This window comes from Paenibacillus sp. cl141a (genome assembly GCF_900109305.1).
In the GTDB taxonomy this organism is placed as follows: domain Bacteria; phylum Bacillota; class Bacilli; order Paenibacillales; family Paenibacillaceae; genus Paenibacillus_AQ; species Paenibacillus_AQ lautus_A.
Map to the genome: position 1 here is coordinate 140,983 of NZ_FNZO01000011.1, position 23,586 is coordinate 164,568.

Below are 23,586 nucleotides of genomic sequence, written 5' to 3' on the forward strand. Positions count from 1 at the left end.
ATGTAAAGGCGTGACTCGGATTGGGTACAGGTTGCAACGAAACCAACAACGGAATGCTGTGGGAGGACGGCAAGGCCTCAGCGAACATGAAGAATTACGCATGGCTCGTCAATACGGGGCATAATACGGTGAAGACCGTCAGCGGCCAGGCCAAGACGATCGTTCATTTATCGAATGGGTATGACAATGAATTGTTCAAGTGGAATCTTGGCGGATTGATCAGCAACGGCGCGAACTTCGATATTATCGGCATGTCGCTGTACCCGGAAGCGGGCGATTGGTCATCGAAGGTCGATCAGACGATAGCCAATGCCAAAGACATGACCGCCAGATATGGAAAAAGCATCATGATCAGCGAAATCGGCATGGATTGGAAGGCTTTAAAGACCGAGCGTTTCTAATCAGTACATTGAGCAAGAAGAACCCTGTTTCCTAGAAGGAGGAAGGGTTCTTCTCTTTCTTTTTCAGCCCTGCTGGCGCACGATCTGCACCAGTTCCGCATGTTTTCCCATTTTGCCCAGCAGCCCGATCAGCTGGCGCTTCTCTTCCTCGTCCAGTCCCCCCAAGGCATGCTGGATGTGTTGTTCATGCAGCGGGTACAGCTTCTGCATCAATTGCTCTCCGGATGGGGTCAGCTCGGCATAGATCACTCGTCTGTCCTCGGGACAGGGTCTGCGGCGCACGTAGCCTTTTTCTACCAGCTTATCAACCACGTAAGTTACGTTTCCGCTCTGCAGAAGCAGCTGTGCCCCGATCTGCTGGATGGGCTGGCGGCCTTTATAGAATAGTACTTCCATGACGGCAAAAGAGGTTGGATTAAAGCCTTCGATTTTACTGCCATTCACGACATGTTCGTTGACGCTCTTGAATGACTTGGCAAACACCCGATACAGGTGCATCGCAAGCTGTGTATCGCGTTCATGTGACACCTTCATACATTCTCCCGCCTTTGGTATGGACTCATGTCCTGAATTACTTCAAATCTAAGATTACGCTGAAATGTACAAATGCAACATGTGATTTGTCACAATGCGGACGAAACATTTTTCATCCTCCGGCTCCGGCAGCCACGATGCCTCCAGCCCGATACGCCCTCCGTGCGCCGATCCTATAATGAAACTCAAATGGGAAGAAAAGGGTGGGGGACATGAAACAAGCACAAACCGCAGAATCCGCGGGGCTCAAATCGCTGCTGCGCAATCGGAACTTATGTTGTTGATGGGTCTCAGCACATAACGGGTATAGGACCCGTGTCGACGTATATCGTCACAGGGCTTGGGACGGCCGCAGTGGGTGCGGCGCTTGCTGTTCAAAGGCAGAATCGAAAGGAAAGATGATGCCGCTGCAGCAGGGAACGGTATCCATAGGAACCCTGAAACGACGATATAATGCAAGAATGTTTCGCCAAATGCAACGGATCCCTGCCTTGCTGCGTAATACTGGGAATAGAGACAACGGATGGGGTGTTAGGATGCATAAGATTCAAGAGAATGGACTTGGGCCAGAACCGGTGCTGAAGGTGGATATTCAGGAGGCAGGGTACGAACCAAGCCGCCCGCGCATACGGGATATATCCTTTCAAGTGGTGCCCGGGGAGCTTCTGGGTTTGATCGGACCGAACGGAGCGGGGAAAAGCACGACCATTAAGACGGTGCTGGGGCTTCTTAAAGATAGCAAAGCCGACGTCTATATCGCGGGCAATCCGCCGCGATATGCTTACGTTCCCGAGCAGCCCGTGTTTTACGAGGACTTGACGCTGTGGGAGCATTTGGATCTGGCAGCCGCTGCTTTTGGAATGGACGATCAGCATTTTGAGGAGCAGGCCGCCCAGCTGCTTCGGCAGTTCGGCATGGAGTCGGTACGCCATGAACTGCCGGGAGGCTTCTCCAAAGGAATGAAGCAGAAGATGATGCTGATGATCGGCTTTCTCTCCAAACCCGACGTTTATATCGTAGACGAGCCGTTTATCGGTTTGGATCCCCGGGCAACGCGCGACTTCCTGAATTTGCTGCTTGAGGAGAGGCGCCGGGGCGCAGGTGTATTGATGTCTACCCATGTGCTGGACACCGCGGAGAAAATTTGCGATCGATTTGTGCTCATATCCGGAGGGCGGATTGCCTCGGAGGGCACGCTGGACCAAATCCGGCAGTCCGCTGAACTTCCCGGCGCATCGTTGTTTGACTGCTTCGATGCGCTGACATGAGGGGGATGATGGATATGGAACGATCACATCACTTCAGACATCCGGGCTCCCTCTTATGGCGAAGGGTGACCGCTCATTGGAAGAATCAGCGCGACAATCTGGCGACCGTGGTCGACTGGGTCGTAATGCTCTACATTATTGTCCCCGGCCTTCTCTTGGGAGGCGGGTTATACCGCGAGTTATGGACGAGCCCGCTTCCCGGATGGGTACAATTCCTGCCGCTGCAAGCGGTGGTAGGGATCCTGCTCCTCATGTTTTCCGGCAGAGTGCTGTTATTCTTTGAAGAGGCCGACACGTTGTTTCTTCGCCAGAAGCGGGAATGGATGAAGGGATTAATGATCGGAGGCATGGCGTACAGTCATGCGGTTTCAATGATCAAGGGATTGATCATCTCGGTGCTTGCGCTGCCGATTCTCGTCAGGGAACATGAAATTACCGGAACTGCCCTGATGACATTACTGGCCGTTACAGTCGTTTGCGCCTGGTGCGCCAATCTATGGACGGCCATGATTCGTTCCCGTTATAAAGGCTGGCGGAAGCATCTGATGACGTATGTTGTACGCTGGCTATCATTCGGACTGCTGACGCTGCTTGTTACGTTTTGGCTTCAGTCCTATGTTGTGATATGGGCGGCGGTCTTGCTTCTGCTCATGCTGCTTTTTTTTCTCAGCCGAAAGCGTCTGGCCATGCAGGGGACCTTCCTGGCCGATGCGCGCGAAGATGCAAAGACTCGGGTCCAGCTGACGGAGAAGCTGCTGGTTCAAGCCGTCGGGAAACCGCCCAGCATACGAAGCAAAACCTGGTTTATGCGGAAGTCCGGCCGATTGTTCAAAGGCACGGCAGAGAAAAGGCTCGCCGATGCGGGGCTTAAAGCGATTTTGCGCCAACCTGAGAGTTTGTTATTGTATGTTCAGATTACGCTGGTCGGCATCCCGGCCGTCTGGCTGCCGCCGCTGATCATCAAAATCATCGTTTATGCTGCCCTTGTCTTGATGATGTCGTATTGGCTGAACACAAGATGGGCATTGTTTGCCAAAGCCGAATTCATGCATGTGCTTCCGTTTACGAATCAGCAGCATCGAGCCGCCGGCATTGTTGCGGTACGAGCTTTGCTCGCCGTTCCCGCATTTCTTTATTCGCTCGTGGCAGGGTTAACGCTTTTTCAGGGCGTAATGGGATGGCTCGCCGTGCTTGCATTGACCGTGCTTGCTCTCATGGTCGCGCCATCGCTCATGTCTTGGCCGGTATACAAGGAGGAGAAACGCCAACCTCAGGAATAATCAAAGCGCGCCGGAATGCTCCCATCCACAGGGCATTCCGGCGCGCTTTTTTAATCGGCTATGTGCGACGATACGGACTCGGCGGCATGCTTGCCTGCCGTATAACCGGTCGCAAAGGCAGCCGTGATGTTGTAGCCGCCGGTGTATCCATGTATATCCATAATCTCGCCGCAGAAGAAGAGGCCGGGCATCAGCTTCGATTCCATGCTTTTGGGCTGGATTTCCTTAAGGCTGACGCCGCCGCCCGTCACGAAGGCCTCCTTCAGCGAACGGGTGCCTGAAGCCCGGAACGTAAATTTTTTAAGAACGGAGGCCAGGTTTTCCTGCGCGGCTTTGGATATGCCGCTGCAGATCATGTCGCTATCGATGGACGATTTGGATAACAGCAGCGGGATCATCCGTTCCGGCAGCATGCCCTTAAGCACGTTCTTGATGCTCTTTCGCGGCTCATCCTCCAATCGCCCTTTGAGCTCGGCCGCAAGCTCCGTTTGAGAGCGCTCGGGGAACATGTCGATGGCCATGTCCACGTTGACGACATCGAATTTCCGCTGCACCTGGCGGATGAACTGACTGCAGCGAAGCGCGATCGGTCCGGACACCCCGAAATGGGTAAACAGCATATCTCCCCGGTGGGCAATCACTTTTTTTCCTTTCGGATTCCAGACGGACAGCTCCACCTCCCGCAGTGACAAGCCCTGCAGCTCTTTCGAGGCAATAAAAGGCTCGGTAGACACGATAGGCACCTCGGTCGGATACAGCTCCGTTATCGTATGGCCTGCGGCTTCAGCCCATGGATAACCGTCTCCCGTCGAACCGGTCTGGGGCACGGATTGCCCGCCGGTGGCAATGATCACGCAGGAAGATTTGATCACTTCCCCGGATTTCAGCTCGACCCCGGACGTCCGGCCGTTCTCATAGAGAACGCGGTTCACCGGGCTATTCGTCCGGATATCGGTACCGAGCTCTTTCACTTTGCCAATCAGGGCATTCACCACGCTGGAGGCTTTGTCCGTAACAGGAAACATGCGCCCGTTGTCTTCCTCTTTCAACCGGATGCCAAGCCCCTCGAAGAAGGTCATGATATCCCTGTTGTTCCAATGCTGAAAAGCGCTGTATAAAAAGCGCCCGTTCCCCGGGATGTTGGCAATCAATTCATCCTGTTCTTTGGCATTCGTGACATTGCATCTTCCGCCGCCCGAGATGCCAAGCTTACGGCCTAGCTTATCCCCTTTGTCAATCAAGAGGACAGAAGCTCCTCTTTCCCCTGCAGCCACGCAGGACATCAATCCGGAAGGCCCGCCTCCGACGACGATAATATCATAATCCAGCATGTTTGCTCATAGCTCCTTTGGGGGTATATCAATTAATAGATGGATCTTATTATATAGGATATTCGCGAATTATCCCAAACCTCATGAATAGGACATAAGACGGGGGACTCCGTCGCCGCTGCAGGAATTTACAAGATATTGTAATATGATGTCGCCTGTGCTTTAATCAGAAATATTAGATGCGTTGTCCAATTGAGGTGATGGATCACTGTGCTGAGCCTATGGAAAGATATTTTGCTGCAAGTTTTGCTGTCTGGTACACTCATCTTTCATCTGCCGCTTCTCCTCGACAGACATCTAAAGTGCCTGAATAAGAAGAACCCGGATGATCTGCTTCGATTTCGCAAGCATATTGTTATTGCCAGCGGAATCAGCACCGTATTGTGCGTCTTGATTTCTGCGATGAGCGATTATTACGTTCCGATCCATCTTGGCGTGATCCCGTTATTTTTAGGCATATTATATGGAAGCAGGAGTTCAGGGCTATGCCTTGCAGTAATTTATGTCACAAGCCATGGGCTGATTAACGGCTGGTCAACGGCCGGCCTCGTTCTGAATTTGCTTGTCTTGGGATACTCGCTGTTACCTAGGGTATCCTCCAATTTCAAGAAAGGCTCCATGACCGAAAAGATCTATTGGCTCTGGAGCGCGCTCGTTCCGGCTATGCTGATTATTGTAGCCTGCCACGCGATGGAAGGAAAGGCTAGGAATGACGATCTGAATCCGGACACGATTCTGGTGACCATTCTGTATATGCTGATCGGCATTTTTTATTCGGGCGTGATCGTGTATTGGATCGAATTAACCTCTGGGCGTCTGGCTTCGGGCCAATACGACGTGAAGGACGGAGAGATTGCTTCATTAACGAAAATGATGGAGATGATTCCTTTAGGGATGGTTGCGGTGGATCGCAGCGGCAATATCATCGCCTTTAATCAACCGCTTATGCGCAGCTTTCGAAGCGTGTTTCCCAATCTGACCACCAAGGATGTCATCGGCAGGCCGTTGTTCGACTTGCTGGAGGGCATGATTCAAAAGGAACATCTGCGCAGCCGATTTCAGAGAGCCATAAACGGTGTCGAAAGCACCGGGGAAATTATGCGCAGCGCTACTAGAGTGTATTCTACCGGCATTTATCCGCTTATACATAATGGGAACGGCGACATCATGGGTGCGGTAGGCATTATGGAAGACATTACGGAGCTTGAGAAGCTCCGCGCGGAATTTATTAATGTAGAACGGTTAAGCTTGGTCGGCCAAATGGCGGCAAGCATCACCCACGAGATTCGCAACCCGATGGCTGTCGTGCGCGGATTCCTGCAGCTTATGAAAGAGAAGAGTCCGGATACGCTGGATCATTATTACCGGATCGTCATGGAAGAGCTCGATCGGGCCAATGGCATCATCAGCGACTTTTTGTCCCTGGCCCAGAACCGGGCTGCCGAGAAAGAAGAGTGCCACCTTCATGACATTATCCATGAGCTCAGCCCGCTCTTGTGGGCGGACGCCAATTTGCGCGGACAGAACATCGAGCTGAAACTGGGAACCGGCATTCCCGAACTGTATCTAAATGCCAAGGAGATGAAGCAGCTCATTCTGAACTTGTGCCGCAATGGGATGGAGGCCATGGATGACAAGGGGACGCTGACGATCGAAACCCGGCTGGAAGGGGACCTCGCCCAGCTGTATGTGGCGGATACCGGAATCGGCATACCGGAGAATGAGCTGGAGCGCTTGTTTGAACCTTTCTTCACCACGAAGAGCAAGGGGACGGGGCTTGGACTCGCCCTGTGCATGAGCATTGTACAGCGTCATCATGGAACGATAGACGTAAAATCGCACCTAGGTGAGGGCACGGTGTTCATCATTTCTTTTCCTGTCCGCTCGTACCCGCACGGCCTGCCGGAATCCCAGAGCGCTGCCGCTTTCGAATAAACGGTCTGTTAATTACGCATCATAAGGCAGAGCTCAGGGTAAAGGAGGGATTCGGATGAGTAAGAACGATTCCAAGCAACAGGAGCGGCAGGAGCGTGAAAACAAAGATCGCCGTAGCGAGCCCATCGTTGACAAGAAAAAGGACGGGGTAAACTATCCTGCTACCTAGTATGATGAATGAAGCAAGAAGACGGGCGGTATCCCATTTTGTGATGCTGCTCGTTTTGTATTTTCTTGCTTTCACTCTTTAGGATTGTATAATATAGATATCGATGAGTTGTTATAATTCTAACAATCTTGTTTATATAAGGAGTGAAGCAGTTATGGGTATGTCTTTTGACCGATATATGCGCGATATGGTTCAACCGATGCGGGATGAACTGACCAGTTTAGGAATCAAGGAGCTTACAACACCTGAAGAGGTGGAAGAAGTGCTTCCGGAAGCGAAAGGCACAACGCTGGTCGTAGTAAACTCCGTTTGCGGATGCGCAGCAGGGCAAGCACGTCCTGGTGTAGCCATTGCGCTTGAGAACCAGGTGAAGCCGGATCATTTGTATACCGTGTTCGCCGGACAGGATAAGGAAGCAACGGCGAAAGCCCGTGAGTATTTTGCTCCGTATCCTCCATCTTCCCCATCGATTGCGCTGCTGAAGGACGGGGAATTGGTACACTTTATTGAGCGTCATCAAGTGGAGAACCGTTCCGCCGAGGAAATCGCCGCGGATTTGACCGACGCATTCAATCGCTACTGCCAGTAATTCGGCAGTTACATAGGCCCCGAAGCATTCGGCATATTCCGAAGCCGCGGGGCTTTTGTTGTATGAGTGAAGTACCTAGGTTAGAGAGAACATACTGAGAGGAGTCATCTATCATGAGCCTGCAAGAACAAATTATCGCTGAACTGGGTGTCAAACCTACGATTAACGTGGAGGAAGAGGTACGCAAGCGCGTGGATTTCCTGAAAAGCTACGTGAAGAACTCCGGGACTTCCGGACTGCTGATCGCCATTAGCGGCGGAATCGATTCGGCCGTGGCCACCGGCCTGTGCAAGCGGGCTACAGACGAGCTCACGGAGGAGAACGGCAAGGAATACAAGACGCTCGGGGTGTTCCAGCCATACGGCGAACAGGCCGATATTTCCGACAGCTACGCAACGGCGAAGGCCTTTGATTTGAAATATACCGTCGAGACCAATATCGAGGAGGCGGTGAACGAGGTTGCTTTGGAAGTGGAGCATGGCCTGAAGAATATCGGCGTCCATCAACATATGAGTATCCCCGGGAAAGGCAACGTGAAGGCCAGAGTGCGTATGGTGGTACAATATGCGCTGGCATTCGAGCAGAATTTGATCGTTGTCGGCACGGACCATGCATCCGAGGCGATTACCGGCTTCTATACCAAGTGGGGGGACGGCGCAGTGGACATTACGCCGCTGAGTTCCCTGAACAAGCGTCAGGTTCGCATGCTTGCATCCTATTTGGGGGTACCGCAATCGATTCTGGACAAAGCGCCTTCTGCCGGACTTTGGGAAGGACAGACGGACGAGAAAGAGCTCGGAATCAGCTATGATGATAACAGCGATTATCTGGAAGGCAAAACGATCAATCCCGAGGTTCAGCAGAAGCTTGAGAGCTATTACGTCAAAACGGCGCACAAGCGCAATACGATTCCAGGCATCTAACATAACCATATCCCAAGCGAAACAAGCCTTTCGGAGGATCATCCATCCCCCGGAAGGCTTTTTATTTTTATGAGAGACTAGGCATATATGATGTTGTAGGTCGGTTTGAGAACGCCGTTGGCATATTGCTTCATATCGATCAAATCGAACTTCAACCTGGGTTTAACACTCCCGAATAACGGAACACCGTCACTAACCATCACTGGATTAATTTTTAAAACCAGCTGATCGATTCGTTTATGTATTTAATTCATGCTGTTGTAACACCGTAGTCTCGCGTTGGCGGACATCGACTGCTACAATAAGTAGGAGCTTTTATTTTTTTGGAACAGGAAGACTGGATCAACGAAGGGGAGCAGACGATTGTGATCTACGGAATCGGGCATGATGTGCTGGACATGAAGCGAATGGAGATGTTGATGACTGGCCCGCATGGAGAGAAGTTCATTCAGCGCGTGCTTACGCAGCAAGAGCAGGCCGTTGCCGCTAAGAAGGGGGCAAGACGGACGGAGTTTGTTGCCGGGCGATTTGCTGCCAAGGAGGCGATATCCAAGGCATTTGGCTGCGGAATCGGCCGCCTGATCGGATTCCATGACATGGAAGTAATGCCGGGTGCTCTCGGCAGGCCGGAAGCCAGTCTGTCCAAGGAAGCCTGGGACCGTCTGGGCTTGGGGGGCCCTGCCCATTATGCGATTCATTTGACGATTTCCCATCAGGCCACGCTGGCTTCCGCCTTCGCCGTGGTGGAGAAGATCAAGTAAGGAAGACGAAGGAGATTACGAATAGATGCATAACACGGAACACAAACGATACTTCAGCCAAGAGCTGCTGGATTGGTATGAAATCAATAAACGGGATCTGCCATGGCGCAGGCATCGCGATCCTTATTATATATGGGTATCTGAAATTATGCTGCAGCAGACCCGGGTAGATAGGGTGATCCCGTATTTCCATCGGTTTATCGAGCGGTTTCCGACGATCCAATCGCTTGCGGACGCGCCGGAGGACGATGTATTGAAATGCTGGGAGGGTCTGGGCTATTATTCCCGCGCACGCAACCTTCAGGCTGCCGCCAGACAAGTGACGGAGCAGTACGATGGCGTGATGCCCAGCGGCAAAGACGAAGTGTCGGGTCTGAAAGGGATAGGTCCCTATACTTCGGGTGCCATTCGCAGCATCGCGTTCAACATTCCGGCCGCGGCCGTGGACGGCAACGTGATGCGCGTGCTTTCCCGTTATTTTTTGATCGAGGAAGATATCATGAAAGTGAAAACCCGTACCAAGATGGAGGATCTGGTGCTGACGCTGGTTCCGGATGGACGGGCCTCGGATTTCACCCAGGCGCTGATGGAGCTGGGAGCCTTGATCTGTACGCCGAAGTCGCCCAAATGCCTAGTATGTCCGGTCATGGAGCATTGTTCGGCTCGGCTGGAGGGCAAAGAGGAATCGCTTCCTATTAAAACGAAGGCCAAGCCGCCGCGTCCTGAATACCGTCTTACCGCGATTGTAGAGGGTACCGGCGTGCATGAAGGCAAGATCCTGATCCGCAAGCGTCCAGCCGCCGGTTTATTGGCCGGGATGTGGGAGCTGCCGCATGTGATCGTACCGGCCGATGGGAGCAGCGTACCAGCTGCAATGCCTGAGGAGACTGCGATGATCCGCTTGCACGACGCCTTGCTGGAGGAAGGGGTCCCGGTCCAGCCGATCGGCCATGTGATGGACGCGGAGCATACATTTAGCCATATTCAATGGAATATGGGCGTATACCGCTGTAAGTGGCAGGATGTGCCGCCGGCAGCCCTGCAAGCAGCGGAAAGCGCGGCTGCATATGAGACGGGCGAAGAGAATTTCCGGTGGATTCACGTTCAGGATATGGAGCGTTACGCATTTCCCAATGTATTCATCCGGATTCTGAATGCCTATTTCTCATCTTGAAGCCGCTTTTGCCTTTTTCGTTAGGATGTAATGCAGAAGAGGTTTATAAGGAGTCGTGAAGCTTTTGCATAGTTGGAAGAATGCGTTGTTGTACATTTTTGGCATCGGGATCTCCAATCTCGGGAACTGGATCTATCTGGTTGCCATCAATTTGCTCGTGCTCCACATGACGGGGTCTCCCGCTGCAGTCGCCGGATTGTTCATCATCCGGCCGCTCGCTACCCTGTTGACCAACTCCTGGGCGGGCAGCATCATCGACAGGGCGAACAAGCGCAGGCTTATGATGATTACCGATGTGATCCGGGGGGCCTTGATCGCCCTGATTCCCTTCATGTCCTCGGTGTGGGGCATCTATGGCGTCATGTTTCTGATTAATGTGGCGGGCTCTTTCTTTGGGCCTACGTCCATGACGTACGTAACGAAGCTGATTCCGGCAGAGGAACGAAAGCGGTTCAACGCATGGTCAAGCTTTACGACTTCCGGCGCGGTGCTGCTTGGACCTGCCATATCCGGCCTGTTGATCGCCTATACGGATATCCGGATCAGCATCGTCATCAATGCGGTCTCCTTCCTGATCTGTGCGCTTGTCATCTACTTCCTTCCCGATGTGGATGGAGAGGAGGCGGCAGGCAGCAAGCGGGAGGCCATGACGATGAGAATGCTGCTGCGGGACTGGGCCGCGGTGATTGATTTCGGAAAGGCCGCGAAGTATTTTATGCTCGTATACGTGCTGTTTCAATCCGCTACGCTGCTCAGCTTTGCGCTTGATTCCCAGGAGGCCACTTTTATTAAGCAGGTGCTGCTCCTCGGCGACGAGGATTACGGATTGCTTGTCAGCGTTGCGGGAGCTGGGTATCTGGCAGGCTCAATGGCTGCGTCTTTATCCGTTAAACGGCTGTCGCTGCGTATGTTTATCGGTGCAGGGATGCTCCTGTCGAGCATCGGCTATATGATCTTCTATGCGGCCTCGGGTCTCATGACGGCCGTAATCGGTTTTATCCTGTTTGGTTTCTTCTCTTCGTATGCCAACGCGGGTTATACCACCTTTTTTCAAAACCAGGTACCCATTGATCTCATGGGACGCTTTACGAGCGTGACCCGACTGCTGGAAGGGATGCTGCAGATTCTCTTCACGCTCCTGCTCGGTTTTGCCGCCGATGCCTGGTCGCTGCAGGCTGTATGCCTGATCGGTGCAGGCGCAGCGGTTCTGTCCTCGGTCATGCTGCTGGCGGTCATCTACTCGCCGTCCAAAGCGCGTTATTATGAGACCAGCCCTGCCGCAGCGGCAAACGATGCGTAGGAGAAATTAAATGAATAGGAAAAGGCTGCTTTCGCGGTAGACAGGGTCTACAGCGGAAAGCAGCCTTTTTTTGTATGATTATCGGTTTTGAGTTAAGCGATATTATTTCGCGTTATCGTAACGTTTGCCGACTTCTTCCCAGTTCACTACATTCCAGAATGCGGAAATGTAATCAGGGCGTTTGTTTTGATACTTCAGGTAGTAAGCATGCTCCCAAACGTCCAGGCCGAGGAGAGGGGTTTGACCTTCCATGATCGGGCTGTCTTGGTTAGGGGTGCTGGTTACTGCCAGTTTGCCGTCTTTAACAACGAGCCAAGCCCAGCCGCTGCCGAAACGAGTTGTAGCCGCTTTGGCGAAATCTTCCTTGAATTTGTCGAAGCCGCCGAGCTCGCTGTTGATGGCATCAGCCAAAGCGCCGGTTGGTTGTCCGCCGCCGTTTGGTCCGATCACTTCCCAGAACAGGGAGTGGTTAGCATGGCCGCCGCCGTTGTTGCGAACCGCTGTGCGGATGTTTTCCGGTACAGCATCAAGGTTAGCGATCAGATCCTCAAGGGATTTGCCTTGAAGCTCAGGAGCGTTCTCAAGAGCAGCGTTCAGGTTGGTTACGTAGGTATTATGGTGGCGATCATGGTGGATCTCCATCGTTTGTGCGTCGATGTGAGGCTCGAGCGCGTCGTTTGCGTAAGGAAGTGCTGGTAATTGAAATGCCATAGTAAAAACCTCCTGTAAATTTAGTTTTTGGTTATGATGAAAGGCCTTCCTTCATCAGGAAGTCTTTAATCATCCCGGAGCAATGGAATATGTAATCCGGCTACACTACATATATTAAACCGTTTTGGGTGATTAAATCAACTTTTATGTTTGAAAAGTCCGCGAGAGCCGATTTAAGGCTAAAGAATGTTATTTTGCCGCAATGGAAAATGATGAAAAACTTTCCTGAGAAAGTTGTCGTTATATATATTAGCCTTGAAGAAATCTGTACTTATAGATGGAGCATGAAAGGGATAGATCGAGGTAGAAAGGAGTCGTAACATGAATAGTACAAAGTTCAGAGTGACGGCCATTTTGATGGCTGCGCTTCTGGCTGCGGCACCGCAAGCGGAAGCTGCTGCATCTAAGACGGAGACATCGCAGATCGCGAAGTCGGCCGCGCAGAAAAATGCAAATCTGGCCTGGAGCGTGAAGCTGGGCAGCAACGTCACGGCGAAGCTCGACTATGCCGACGTATGGCAGCAAAGCGGGTCGCATGCGGCGGTATTTACCCTGACTTATAAAAATGGGGGCAAGAGCGCGGCGCGCCTGGTATCTTATTTTCCCAAGGTGGTCCTTCCCGGCGGTTCCGTGAGTACGGCCAATCCCATTTCCAAGGACCTGGCCAAGAAGAAGGTAGAGCCCGGGCAAAGCGTGAGCGTCACCTACTATGCGAAGACCGACAGCAGCTCTTTGGCCGGCATGAAGCTGGTCATGGACGTATGGAATCCGCAGGTCAAAGGCTACCTGCAGCGCGTCGGAACGTACAGAATGCCCGCCAATTATTCCGCTGCCGTCCCAACGGGCTCAAGCACCAAGCTGAGGCTGGGCGGAACGCCGGTTACGGTACAGGCGGAATCGCTGGAGATCATCAAGTACGACGGCAAAGTCATTGCTAAAGTCGGGATGTATATGACCAACCATGGCGGAAAAGTATGGAATGATCGGGGATTCGAGCCGCATCTGGTAACGGCAAGCGGCAGTTCGTTCCTTCTGCGACATGAGGCAGGGGCTGAGGGTGTGCCTGTTCAGCCGAAAGAAAAGAAACTGGTTTATTACATAACAGAAGTTCCCTCCTATCTTAAAACGGCCGGTTTGCGTTTCTTGTGGACCGAAAACGATGAAACGCTGAAGCTGGCGCTGCCGGTCGCATCCTTCAAGCTGCCTGCGGCAACAGCTCCAAAGTGGGATGTTGCGGCGGGTGCGGCCAAGAAGTTGACCATCAAAGGGATTCCGGTCGATGCCAGAATCCGCCAAGCTTCGCTGCGTGCCTCAGGGGGGCAGGGCATATGGACCATCGAGATGGCCTTCAAGAACAAAGGAAAAAAAACGGTGGAGGTTCCGGCCTACGAGTATGCGATTAAAGCATCCGAAGGTTCCTTCCATCCTTACACTCCGGATAATAAAGCGGGTTTGACGCTGCGTCCCGGGGAAGAGAAAACGATGGTGATGGAAATCACGCTTCCGCTTGATCTCAAGCAGGAACGGTTGAAGCTGCAAATGATCGGCGCATCTGGCCCGGTCAGCCCATCCAAACCGCCGGCGAACTCGGGCGAACCGGGCAGTGAGCCGACCGCCGAGGTCCAGGAGTCATTGACCCTGCCGATTGCATACTTTGCCATCCCTTATCAAACGGAACGTAAATCATCTATCGGCGTAGAGTACGACGCGCAGACGGCCAAAGGATTTGCGTACACGCTGGAATCCATGCAGCGCCTGCCATGGCAGGATCAGGATCTGATCGTGGCGAAGCTTCGTCTGCGGAATACTCAGGAATCCAAATCGCTGCCGCTGCCTGAGCTTAAAGTGAACGTCACGGCGGACGAAAAAACGAGCTTGGCCGGTTCGGAGGTTATTGCGGAGGAGCAGGGTTCTCTGATTGCCCCGGGGTCATCAACCGAGGTGTATGTCATGGCGCGGATCCCGTATACCAAGGATATCCGTTCGCTCCGCTTCGAGCTGTTTACGCAGCAGGATACGGCCAAAACGTCGTTCCTTACCTTGACCACGTCCGGCATGACGCAGTCGATCAGCACTTTGGAAAAAGGGAAGCCGTATACCGTTACCACGATTGGTAAACGCGCAGAGGCGCAGGAACGGCGGACGGTCATCTATGAAGGCGTGGACTCCGACATTGTCTATTCCGAGTTCTTGCTGACCAGCAATGAACAGCGCCGCGTTCAAGCAGCGGTGCTAAAGGGGTATTTCCAAAGCACGGATGGCAAGATCTACGAAGCGGAAACCATTCAGCCGGAAGCGGCCCTTCAGCCGGGATCCAGGCAGTCGGTCGTCTTTTGGGCCAGGGTGCCGAAGGGGGCTTCAAACGAATTGGGGCTTGCTCTAGGTACGGCGATGACCGGAGGCAAGCTTGCGGAAACGGGTAAGGATGCTACCGGTGTCATGGGCGTAAAAAAAATGATGCTGAATCCTATCAGGCCTGCCATAAGTTCCGCACTGACGAACCTTGATTGGTATCCTTACCACGTTTCGGTTACGAAAGCGGTAGGACATCTGCAGGAGGGCAGTTCTTCCATTCCGCTGAATATCACGTTTGATGTGAAACGCAGCGAGAGCATCATTGCGGCGGACTCCGGCCACAAGCTGATACTCATCATCAAGGACAGCCTCGGACAAACACAGGAGCGGACACTTACGCCAGGCACCGATATCCAAGTGCCGGGCACCCGGTCGATATCGATGGAGCTGACGGACGAGCAGTACAAAAAGCTCCGCGGCGGCTGGTTTAACTTGACCCTTGTGGACGAATTCCAGAACGAGCGGATCACGCTGGGCAGCCAGAGCTACAACCTGACGTTCCAGCCCCTTCTGGACCCGAACGAGGAGAGATAGACTAAGAACCGGAAAGGAATAGCGAACATGCTGCGTTTGGAAAATGTATCGCACAGCTTTAAGAACGGCAACGAAGTGTTAAAGGTGCTCCATAACATCCAGTTCGAAGTCCAGAAGGGCGAGATGATTGCGCTGCTCGGCAGCTCCGGATCGGGCAAGTCCACGCTGCTCAACTTGATGGCCGGGCTGATGAAACCGACCGAAGGCCATATTTATATTGCGGATCAGGATATCGTCAAATACGGGGAAAACAAGCTTGCCGTTTTTCGGCGCAAGCATATCGGATTTATTTTTCAGGCTTACGAATTGATTCCGACACTCACGGTCCGGGAGAACGTGGAGCTTCCGCTTGTTTTTCAATCCGTCTCTCCGTCCAAGCGCCGCAAGAAAGCGATGGAGCTTCTGGAGATGACGGGGATCGGCGATAAGGCTTCGCTGTACCCGTCCCAGCTGTCCGGCGGACAGCAGCAGCGCGTCAGTATTGCCCGCTCGTTGATTACCGAGCCCTCCGTCATTTTTGCGGACGAGCCGACGGGCAACCTGGACACCAAGACGGAAGAGGAAATTATCCGAATCATGATGTCGTTGAACGAGTCCATGAAAACAACGTTTGTCATCGTTACCCATGAGATGGAAGTCGCCGCCCAAATGAAAAAAACGATTATGCTCCGCGACGGTTACCTGGTTCAGCCGGAGAACTACGCGACTTCCACGGGAGGGCAGCGGGGGCCGAGCGCCCCTTCGTCCCTGACTGGGGCCCCGGTTCATGTGGAGGAGGCAGGTGAGGTCAGCTGATAATTTTAGACAGCATACGGCTGGCATGGGGGCAGATTAAACGCCGTAAAGTGGTGACAGCCCTGTGCATGACCGGTATTTCGATTGGATGCGCGGCTATTATCGTAGCGATCAGCATTGGCAATGGCGCCCAGAATTACTTGGAGACGGAAATTATAGGCGGCATGAAGCTTGACGAAATTACGGTGACTCCGCAGGGCTCAAGCGGGCAAGGTGAAGGCAGCGGCCCCTCGGTCGGAGCTGACCGGGGATTGCTCACGGATGATAAGGTTCAGGTGATTCAGGGCTTTGATCATGTCAAATCCGTTATAGCGACCAAACAGCTCGGGTATTTCAGAGCCATTTCGTCCGACAATTTGATCAACGACGGCTTTAACGTTGTGGCTGTGGACCTGTCAAAGCTCAAAGAGCAGGGTAACAGGTTCAAGGAAGGTGGCCCGCTTGATCAGATCGGTGCTATGGTGCTCAATTACGGAGCAACAACCGGATGGAAGGATGCAGAGACGAGCGAAAGATTGATGAATATGATAAATACCGATCCCAATAACCCGAAGCTATGGGAAGAATATCAGATGTATGAGAGCACCGTTTCGGAAATGAACGGTAAAAATATTCAGCTGGAGTCGATGGACGGTGATAAGAAACAGCTTAGCCCACAACTTTATGTTGGAGGCGTGCTGGACGTGCCTACGGGGAGAGATGCCCAGTTTGCGTTCTACGATCGTCAGGCCTATATTTCCTTTGATACGGCGGAATGGCTAACAAACAGTTTGAAACTGCAACATGGGACAGCTTCGAAACAGCGGGTATACGATAGTCTAACCGTCAAGGTGGATGACCTGCAGAATATTAAACCGCTTGAGGACCTGATCTCCAAGCTTGCGCTGAATGCGAGCGACAATCTGGCCATGCGTGATCAGGTCGCTTCCCAATTGGATACATTCAAAGCGATCGCTCTCGGCATAGGCGTATTTATCCTGTTATTGGCCTCGATATCAATCATCGTAGCCATGACGATGTCTACGCATCAGCGCCGTAGACAAATCGGCATCATGAAGGTCCTTGGGGCGAATATGCCGCAAATCCGCAACATGTTCATCGTGGAAGCCAGCCTGCTCGGTTTGCTTGGCGGACTGCTTGGCATCGTATTCGCATTTTTGATCATCAAGGGACTGAATTCATTCATTATGGCTTCGGCGGGCATGTCAGGGCTCCAAATTGCGGTTACGCTGGAGACGCTGCCCATCGGCATTGCATTCGCTGTAATGACCGGAATCTTCTCGGGGATCTATCCGGCGATCAGCGCAGCAAGAACGAATGCACTTCTAGCCATCAAGCGGGATTAGGATAATGAGTTTCAGAAAGGAAGCTAAATCGGTATGATAAAAAAAATCTTAAAATGGACGGTTATCATTGCCGTGCTGGGCTTGGTGGGATATTGGGGTTACGGACAGGTGAAACCGAAGGAACCCGAGATTCCCATGATGGAAGAGCCGCAGGTCATCACATTTCCGGTAACCGAGGAAACGATTCTATCGACCGTGCAGGTCAAGGGAACGTCGGAATACGGGCGTGAGACCAATGTGTACGCACCTTTTGAAGCGAAGGTGGAGTCCTGGAACGTCGAGAACGGCCAGCAGATCAAAAAAGGCGATGCGCTTTTCAAATTGGAGCAAAAGGCGATTCGCCAGCAGCTCCAGCAGAAGGAGGCGGAGCTGCAGAAGCGGAAGCTGGAGCAGGAGCTGAAGGAGTTTACGCTGAATCAGGACCTCGACAACGCGCCTGTAGGCGCAACGGAGGCGGACCGCCTGAAAATGCTGGCAGACCAGGAAAATGCGCGGCTGAGCAGTCAACTGGACGAGGTGAACAACGATATCGAACGTCAGACGCTTGCCGATTTGAATGAGAGGCTGAGGCAATCGACATACGTATCTCCGGCAACAGGCCTGTTTCTGTTCGATCCGACGCAGCAGCGACCGCAATCGGTGACGGCGAACCAGTATATCGGCAAAATCGTCGACCTGGACTCTCTTCGATTAGTGGCATTTGTCGGGGAGAACGATATATTCAGCATTAAGCCTGATATGGCGGTTGAGGTCAAGCTGCCGTCCATCAAAGATTTGAAGCTGAAGGGCAAGGTGCTGGAAGTGGCCAAATTCGCCGAGGCGACGGCACAGGAGAAGCAGACGTCCCAGACACCGCAGTTCAAGGTCATCATATCCCTGCCGAAGAACGATCGCTTGATCGGCGGATTGACGCTGAACGGAGAGATCGTGACCAAACGGAAGAACAAAGCGGTTGTCGTTCCCAAGCTGGCCGTCATGACGGAGGGAGATAGCTCTTATGTCATGGTGGACAAGGGAGGCGGCCAGATCGAGCGGCAGGATATTGAGACGGGGATGCAGACGCTAGATAAAATCGAGGTTTTGTCAGGGCTGAAAGCGGGAGATACCGTCGTTCTTCAGTAAACATGGATGTACGAAAGCAGCGTTCCTCAAAAGGCACATGGCCGGGGGGCGCTGTTTTTTTCATCAAGTTCTCTCATTACAGCATGTGTCGCCACAGGAAAGGCAGCCCGGTGATTTCAAAAATACATGGAGACAATGATGTAAACTCATTGGTAATTAATGGGGTGCATTTTACCGTGAGCTAATGGTGTAACGGCAGGAAACGAATTGATCATTCAACAAAAATATGGAATTTTATCCATCAAAAATAATGAAAACGCTTCATATAAAGCGCTTTCAGAAGAAAACTCGTGAATTTACGAGAAAGATGTGGTTTAATGGACAAGGAAACAGGATTTTCGGGTTTTTTGTAGTAAACTTAAATGTCAGGTTTGCGTTAACGGAATACTAGATCTTTGTAAACCGGGTAAACCGCATCATGCTAACGAAAAGGGAGATTTTGAAATGCATGTTCGTTCCTTTCAGTTGAGTGACTGTAACCCCGTAACCGAGCTATTACAGATTGCTTTATCGGAAGAATGCTACGAAAACACGATGGAGCCTTTCTCCAGGCAGCTCGCCTGGGACTCCGATCTGATTATGGTGGCAGAAGAAAACGGTGAAATCGTTGGTGCCTTAATCGGTACGATCGAACGCAATCATGGTTGTTATTACCGCATCGCCATTCATCCCGACTATCGCAGGAAAGGGATTGGCAAAGCCTTGATATCAGCGATGGAACAGCGTTTTCAATCACGGAAAGTCAGTCGGATCATGGTAGCCGGGGATGAGCACAACGCCGCAGCCATGCCATTTTATGAAGCCATGGGATACGGTGCCAGCCAAATCCTGCGGTCGTTCCAGAAGCTCAGTATCCTTGGTCAATAGTTGCAGCGACTACAGCGGTACATACGAGCAGCGCAAAACGGCGGCCTCAAGCTTCGACAGAGATAAGAAACGACATTTTTTCGATATGAAGCATATCTTTCAGCCGTTGCAAATGGGTGGGAGATATGCTTTTCTATTAATGTACCTGTTTTTGAAGGTGCCGCCCTCGATGCTCGAAGGTGAAATCGAAGTAAAGTAGGTGTAGCATGGGACAAGTGATTTCTCCGGATACGGAGCATGGCGAGAACAACGGGCCTCAGAATCAACCGGCCAAGAAGAATAGCTGGGCCGCCGAACTGTGGGATTGGGTAAAGACGATTGCGATTGCATTTGTTATTATGGTGCTTCTAAATATGTTTGTGTTTAACCTGTCTATGGTTAAGGGCGAATCCATGCAGCCGACGCTGGTGGCATCGGAGCGGCTCTTTATTAATAAAGTGGTCTATCGCTTTTCGGAACCGAGCCACGGCGACGTCATTGTGCTTAAGGATCCGAGCGACGGTCCGGACAAGAAGGAGTTTCTTGTTAAGCGTGTCGTCGGCGTACCCGGGGATACCATTGAGGTAAAGGATCAGAAGCTGTACGTGAACGGCGTGGCCCAAGAGGAAGGGTATACCGATGTCCCGATCGAGGATCCTGGCTTTGAGCCCGTTACCCTGGAAGAGGGAAGGTATTTTGTTATGGGGGATAACCGCCATCTCGGAAAGAGCAAGGACAGCCGCATGTTCGGCAGCGTGAAGGAAAGCGACATCGTGGGCAGGGCCGAATTTATTTTCTGGCCGTTGTCCGAGATCAAAAAGCTGTAGCTTAAGACAGAACATCATCCCAGAAAAGGAGGCGCTGGATAATGACCTACACACTCGGCTCGTACGCTCCTCCGCCTTCGGTATGGGAGGAACTCAAGCAGGAGCTAAAAGCCGCTGCACCCGAGCTAGGCATAGATGATATCGGCTTCGCCTCGGCGGAGCCGTTCCAATCCCTGAAGGGGATTTTACAATCCCATCGGGATAAGGGATACGAGTCCGGGTTCGAGGAGCCGAATTTGGATAAGCGGGTGACTCCCGCACTCCCCGGCACCGAGCCGAAGTCCCTGATCGCCATCGCGATAACGTACCACTCCAAGATGGAGAACCCGCCGAAATCGGAGCCTGGCAAGTACAGGGGCATCATGGCGCGATCCGCTTGGGGAAGGGATTATCACCATGTGCTCCGGGAGGCGATGGGCCGCCTGGAGACGTACATCAAGGAACGCGTGCCGGATGCAAAGCTTGAAAGCATGGTGGACACCGGCGCGCTTGTCGACCGGGCCGTCTCGCAGCGTGCCGGCATCGGTTTCAGTGCCAAGAACTGCGCCATCATCTCGCCGAAGTTCGGTTCCTGGATATTTCTTGGCGAAATGGTAACCAATATCCCGTTTCCGCCGGATTCGCCGGTAACCGAGGATTGCGGGGAGTGTACCAAATGCATCGATGCATGTCCAACCGGCGCCCTTGTCGGTCCCGGGCAGCTGAATGCCCAGCGCTGCGTTTCTTTTCTAACCCAGACCAAAGGATTTCTGGACGAAGAAGCCATGCGCAAGATCGGCAACCGGCTGTACGGATGTGACACCTGTCAAATAGTTTGTCCGAAGAACCGGGGCAAGAGCTGGACTCATCAAGAGGACTTCAAGCCCGATCCTGAAAAAGCCAAGCCGCTGCTCCTGCCCATTCTGGATATGAGCAACCGGGAATTCAAGGAGACCTTCGGAGATACGTCCGCCGCTTGGCGCGGCCGTAAGCCGATTCAGCGCAATGCCGTCATCGCGCTCGGCAATTTTAAAGATATTTCAGCCGTACCGAAGCTGAGCGAAGTACTGCTGAAGGACCCGCGCCCGGAGCTGCGGGGAACCGCTGCATGGGCTCTGGGCCGTATTGGAGGCGAAGAAGCGATGAACAACTTAGAGAAAAGCATGAAATCAGAAGGAGATTCCCGAGTACGAGATATGCTGCAGCAAGCCTTGAACAAACTAAAGCCTGAACCAGCTGGAAATGAAGCACCTGCCGAAGCGCAAGCCGCGGCCGAAGCTTCATCCGCCGGGGTTCCGGGTTCCTCTAATGGGGGCAATCCGGAGCAGGAGGGTCCTGTCATTCAGGGGATCGAGCCGATGGCCATCCCTGAAGGAGGACCGGAAATGCTGTATTATGATGAAGTCCAATCTCCGATCGGACCGCTGACGGTCTGTGCCACGGAGAAGGGGCTTTGTCTCATTGAATTCGGCAGCTTCTATGTGAAGGAAGCGGTCATCCAGCAGTGGTCGCGGACTTGGGCCGGCAACGGCGGATACCAACGGGACGAGGCCAGACTAGCCCCTGCGATCACGCAGTTGAAGCAGTACTTTGCCGGGGAACTGAAGGCTTTCGACGTACAGCTGGACATGCGCGGAACCTCATTCCAACTGCAGGTATGGGAAGCGCTGAAATCCATTCCCTATGGAACGGTCTGCTCCTATAAGGATGTAGCCGAATCCATCGGGCGTCCGAAAGCCGTTCGAGCCGTAGGCGGAGCGAACAATAAGAACCCCGTTCCGATTATCGTGCCGTGCCACCGGGTGGTAGGGGCCGACGGAGCGTTGATCGGCTATGCCGGCGGGCCGGAAATCAAACGCACCTTGTTGACGATCGAAGGAGCCATGCCGGACCGTAAAGGATCGTAGTTGACCAAGGCGTAATCATCGGAACTGCCTGCTGCCGAACATCCGTTATTTTCATTTGCTGTGATGAAAAGGACATGCTATGATAGGTTCGTGTATGCGCCATTTAATGGCAGATATTAGTAGAAGGTGGTCAAGTGATGGATATTGTCATTCCGATTATTACATTGATCGTGGGTCTGGTCGGCGGATTCTTCATCGGCGTATTCTATCTGCGCAAGCAATTGGAGAAGATGCAGAACGATCCGCAAATGCTGCAGAAGATGGCAAAACAAATGGGGTATAACATGAACAGCAAGCAGATGCAGCGTGCACAGCAAATGATGAAAAATCAGCCTATGCCGGGCAAAGGGCAAGGCCGCAAACGCAAATCATAATGCAAGAAAGCCCGCTCCCGTCTAAATGGAACGACGGAGGGGCATTTCTATTTAAAAAGACCGCTAACAGCGGCTATAAGTTAACCGTTTGCTTTTTTTTGGAACGGAAAGGGGGATTGTACTGTGGCGGGCGTAAAGGACTATGTGAACCATAAAGTAGGCCAAAACCGGGAGCAGATCGAGTACCATGTAGAGCAAATATTGAAGCTGATCGGTGAAGATCCCAAGCGTGAGGGTCTGCTTGAGACACCGGCCCGCGTGACGCGGATGTACGAAGAGATCTTTGCGGGATATGAAGTCGATCCCAAGGACGTTCTCGGGGTTACCTTCGACGAGAATCACGAGGAACTGGTCATCGTGAAGGATATCGTATATTACAGCCAGTGCGAGCACCATATGGCGCCGTTCTTCGGCAAAGTCCATATCGGATATGTCCCGAGCGGCAAAATCGCCGGCTTGAGCAAGCTGGCGCGCTTGGTAGAGGCGGTTACGCGCCGTCTTCAGGTGCAGGAGCGCATCACTTCGCAAATCGCCGATATCATGGTGGAGGCGCTGCAGCCTAACGGCGTTATGGTCGTGGTGGAAGGCGAGCATCTGTGCATGTGCGCGCGCGGCGTGAAGAAGCCGGGCAGCAAGACGGTAACGTCGGCTGTACGCGGTACGTTCCAGAGCGATTCTGCGCAGCGCTCGGAGTTTCTGTCCTTGATTAAAGACTAAGCTGGGTCTTTATGATATCAAAAAGGCTTCGCCCACGGAGGCGAAGCCTTTTTTTGTTATCCTTGTGACGATATGAAGCCATCTGATCATCCAGGACAGAAAGATCAAGATGCACCATCGACTTGTTTCATATATTGCACATACTGGACGAGGGCGCTTTTCTGCTCCTCGATCTCCCGGATTCGACGGGACATCTCCATGAAAAAGACTTCAATCTGATCCCTCAGCACATTAGCCGATTGTCCCTTCCAATCCTGAAGGCGGGCATACATGACCCGTGCCTCTTGTTCATCGGGCCGAAGGGCTGCAAGCAGCCCCGTCAGCTCGCGTTCGGCTTGAAGCAAATCATCAAGCTCCAGCAGAATCTCTCGACTCATCCCCATTCCTCCCGGTGATTGCTAATAGATG

Annotated in this window: 21 protein-coding genes and 2 pseudogenes; 18 read left to right on the forward strand and 5 right to left on the reverse strand. The window is 52.6% G+C overall.

Annotated elements, in window-relative coordinates; translation table 11 throughout:
- Positions 1-35 precede the first annotated feature (35 nt).
- A pseudogene (locus BMX45_RS24725) lies at positions 36-374 on the forward strand (glycosyl hydrolase 53 family protein); the annotation flags it as partial.
- 90 nt (positions 375-464) lie between these two features.
- Here BMX45_RS24725 and BMX45_RS24730 read toward each other — a convergent pair.
- Positions 465-935 carry a MarR family winged helix-turn-helix transcriptional regulator gene (locus BMX45_RS24730; RefSeq protein WP_009594890.1) on the reverse strand — a complete coding sequence of 157 codons (471 nt, stop codon included), beginning with the start codon at positions 933-935 and terminating at the stop codon, positions 465-467.
- A gap of 536 nt (positions 936-1,471) precedes the next feature.
- Between BMX45_RS24730 and BMX45_RS24735 the strand changes: the two genes are divergently transcribed.
- Both BMX45_RS24735 and BMX45_RS24740 read left to right on the forward strand, forming a co-directional pair.
- A complete protein-coding gene (locus BMX45_RS24735) occupies positions 1,472-2,203 on the forward strand; it encodes an ABC transporter ATP-binding protein (protein WP_090912719.1) in 732 nt (243 codons plus the stop codon).
- A gap of 14 nt (positions 2,204-2,217) precedes the next feature.
- Entirely contained in the window at positions 2,218-3,483 is a 1,266-nt protein-coding gene (locus BMX45_RS24740; RefSeq protein WP_175495198.1) for an ABC transporter permease, read from the forward strand.
- A gap of 50 nt (positions 3,484-3,533) precedes the next feature.
- Here the strand turns inward: BMX45_RS24740 and BMX45_RS24745 are convergent, their stop codons facing one another.
- Complete coding sequence (locus BMX45_RS24745; protein ID WP_090912723.1) at positions 3,534-4,814, reverse strand: BaiN/RdsA family NAD(P)/FAD-dependent oxidoreductase; 1,281 nt, start codon at positions 4,812-4,814, stop codon at positions 3,534-3,536.
- Positions 4,815-5,024: 210 nt separating this feature from the next.
- Between BMX45_RS24745 and BMX45_RS24750 the strand changes: the two genes are divergently transcribed.
- The 3 genes from BMX45_RS24750 (at position 5,025) to nadE (ending at position 8,430) form a co-directional block, all read left to right on the forward strand.
- Positions 5,025-6,749, forward strand: coding sequence for a two-component system sensor histidine kinase NtrB (locus BMX45_RS24750; RefSeq protein ID WP_090912725.1), 1,725 nt, complete (start codon positions 5,025-5,027; stop codon positions 6,747-6,749).
- Between the two features lie 323 nt (positions 6,750-7,072).
- Positions 7,073-7,507 carry a BrxA/BrxB family bacilliredoxin gene (locus tag BMX45_RS24755; protein ID WP_009594942.1) on the forward strand — a complete coding sequence of 145 codons (435 nt, stop codon included), beginning with the start codon at positions 7,073-7,075 and terminating at the stop codon, positions 7,505-7,507.
- 113 nt (positions 7,508-7,620) lie between these two features.
- The gene (gene nadE / locus BMX45_RS24760; protein ID WP_090912727.1) at positions 7,621-8,430 is read left to right on the forward strand and encodes an ammonia-dependent NAD(+) synthetase; all 810 of its coding nucleotides are present in this window, start codon (positions 7,621-7,623) and stop codon (positions 8,428-8,430) included.
- A 77-nt stretch (positions 8,431-8,507) separates the two neighbouring features.
- Here the strand turns inward: nadE and BMX45_RS31615 are convergent.
- Positions 8,508-8,672 (reverse strand): annotated as a pseudogene (locus tag BMX45_RS31615) (dihydrofolate reductase); the annotation flags it as partial.
- Positions 8,673-8,795: 123 nt separating this feature from the next.
- Here BMX45_RS31615 and acpS point away from each other — a divergent pair.
- From acpS to BMX45_RS24780, 3 genes are all read left to right on the forward strand, one after another.
- Complete coding sequence (gene acpS, locus BMX45_RS24770) at positions 8,796-9,191, forward strand: holo-ACP synthase (RefSeq protein WP_090912833.1); 396 nt, start codon at positions 8,796-8,798, stop codon at positions 9,189-9,191.
- A 25-nt stretch (positions 9,192-9,216) separates the two neighbouring features.
- Positions 9,217-10,365, forward strand: a complete 1,149-nt coding sequence (gene mutY, locus BMX45_RS24775; protein ID WP_090912729.1) for an A/G-specific adenine glycosylase — start codon at positions 9,217-9,219, stop codon at positions 10,363-10,365.
- Between the two features lie 64 nt (positions 10,366-10,429).
- Positions 10,430-11,665: an MFS transporter gene (locus BMX45_RS24780; RefSeq protein WP_090912731.1), complete on the forward strand. Its 1,236-nt coding sequence runs from the start codon at positions 10,430-10,432 to the stop codon at positions 11,663-11,665.
- A 102-nt stretch (positions 11,666-11,767) separates the two neighbouring features.
- Here BMX45_RS24780 and BMX45_RS24785 read toward each other — a convergent pair whose 3' ends face one another.
- Complete coding sequence (locus BMX45_RS24785; RefSeq protein WP_090912733.1) at positions 11,768-12,376, reverse strand: superoxide dismutase; 609 nt, start codon at positions 12,374-12,376, stop codon at positions 11,768-11,770.
- A 321-nt stretch (positions 12,377-12,697) separates the two neighbouring features.
- On the opposite strand from BMX45_RS24785, the gene BMX45_RS24790 reads away from it, so the two are divergent.
- The 9 genes from BMX45_RS24790 (at position 12,698) to folE (ending at position 23,178) form a co-directional block, all read left to right on the forward strand.
- Complete coding sequence (locus BMX45_RS24790) at positions 12,698-15,265, forward strand: hypothetical protein (RefSeq protein WP_090912735.1); 2,568 nt, start codon at positions 12,698-12,700, stop codon at positions 15,263-15,265.
- Between the two features lie 27 nt (positions 15,266-15,292).
- Positions 15,293-16,060, forward strand: a complete 768-nt coding sequence (locus BMX45_RS24795; RefSeq protein WP_090912737.1) for an ABC transporter ATP-binding protein — start codon at positions 15,293-15,295, stop codon at positions 16,058-16,060.
- Between the two features lie 68 nt (positions 16,061-16,128).
- Positions 16,129-17,406, forward strand: coding sequence for an ABC transporter permease (locus tag BMX45_RS24800; RefSeq protein ID WP_254778249.1), 1,278 nt, complete (start codon positions 16,129-16,131; stop codon positions 17,404-17,406).
- Positions 17,407-17,439: 33 nt separating this feature from the next.
- Positions 17,440-18,528 carry an efflux RND transporter periplasmic adaptor subunit gene (locus BMX45_RS24805; protein WP_090912741.1) on the forward strand — a complete coding sequence of 363 codons (1,089 nt, stop codon included), beginning with the start codon at positions 17,440-17,442 and terminating at the stop codon, positions 18,526-18,528.
- Positions 18,529-18,972: 444 nt separating this feature from the next.
- A complete protein-coding gene (locus tag BMX45_RS24810) occupies positions 18,973-19,395 on the forward strand; it encodes a GNAT family N-acetyltransferase (protein WP_012819018.1) in 423 nt (140 codons plus the stop codon).
- Between the two features lie 206 nt (positions 19,396-19,601).
- Positions 19,602-20,201, forward strand: coding sequence for a signal peptidase I (gene lepB, locus BMX45_RS24820; protein ID WP_090912745.1), 600 nt, complete (start codon positions 19,602-19,604; stop codon positions 20,199-20,201).
- 41 nt (positions 20,202-20,242) lie between these two features.
- A complete protein-coding gene (gene queG / locus BMX45_RS24825; RefSeq protein WP_090912747.1) occupies positions 20,243-22,087 on the forward strand; it encodes a tRNA epoxyqueuosine(34) reductase QueG in 1,845 nt (614 codons plus the stop codon).
- Between the two features lie 137 nt (positions 22,088-22,224).
- Positions 22,225-22,461 carry a YneF family protein gene (locus tag BMX45_RS24830; RefSeq protein WP_009594912.1) on the forward strand — a complete coding sequence of 79 codons (237 nt, stop codon included), beginning with the start codon at positions 22,225-22,227 and terminating at the stop codon, positions 22,459-22,461.
- A 123-nt stretch (positions 22,462-22,584) separates the two neighbouring features.
- A complete protein-coding gene (gene folE, locus BMX45_RS24835; protein WP_012819021.1) occupies positions 22,585-23,178 on the forward strand; it encodes a GTP cyclohydrolase I FolE in 594 nt (197 codons plus the stop codon).
- Between the two features lie 104 nt (positions 23,179-23,282).
- Here the strand turns inward: folE and BMX45_RS24840 are convergent, their stop codons facing one another.
- The gene (locus tag BMX45_RS24840; RefSeq protein WP_090912749.1) at positions 23,283-23,555 is read right to left on the reverse strand and encodes a hypothetical protein; all 273 of its coding nucleotides are present in this window, start codon (positions 23,553-23,555) and stop codon (positions 23,283-23,285) included.
- Positions 23,556-23,586: the final 31 nt, after the last annotated feature.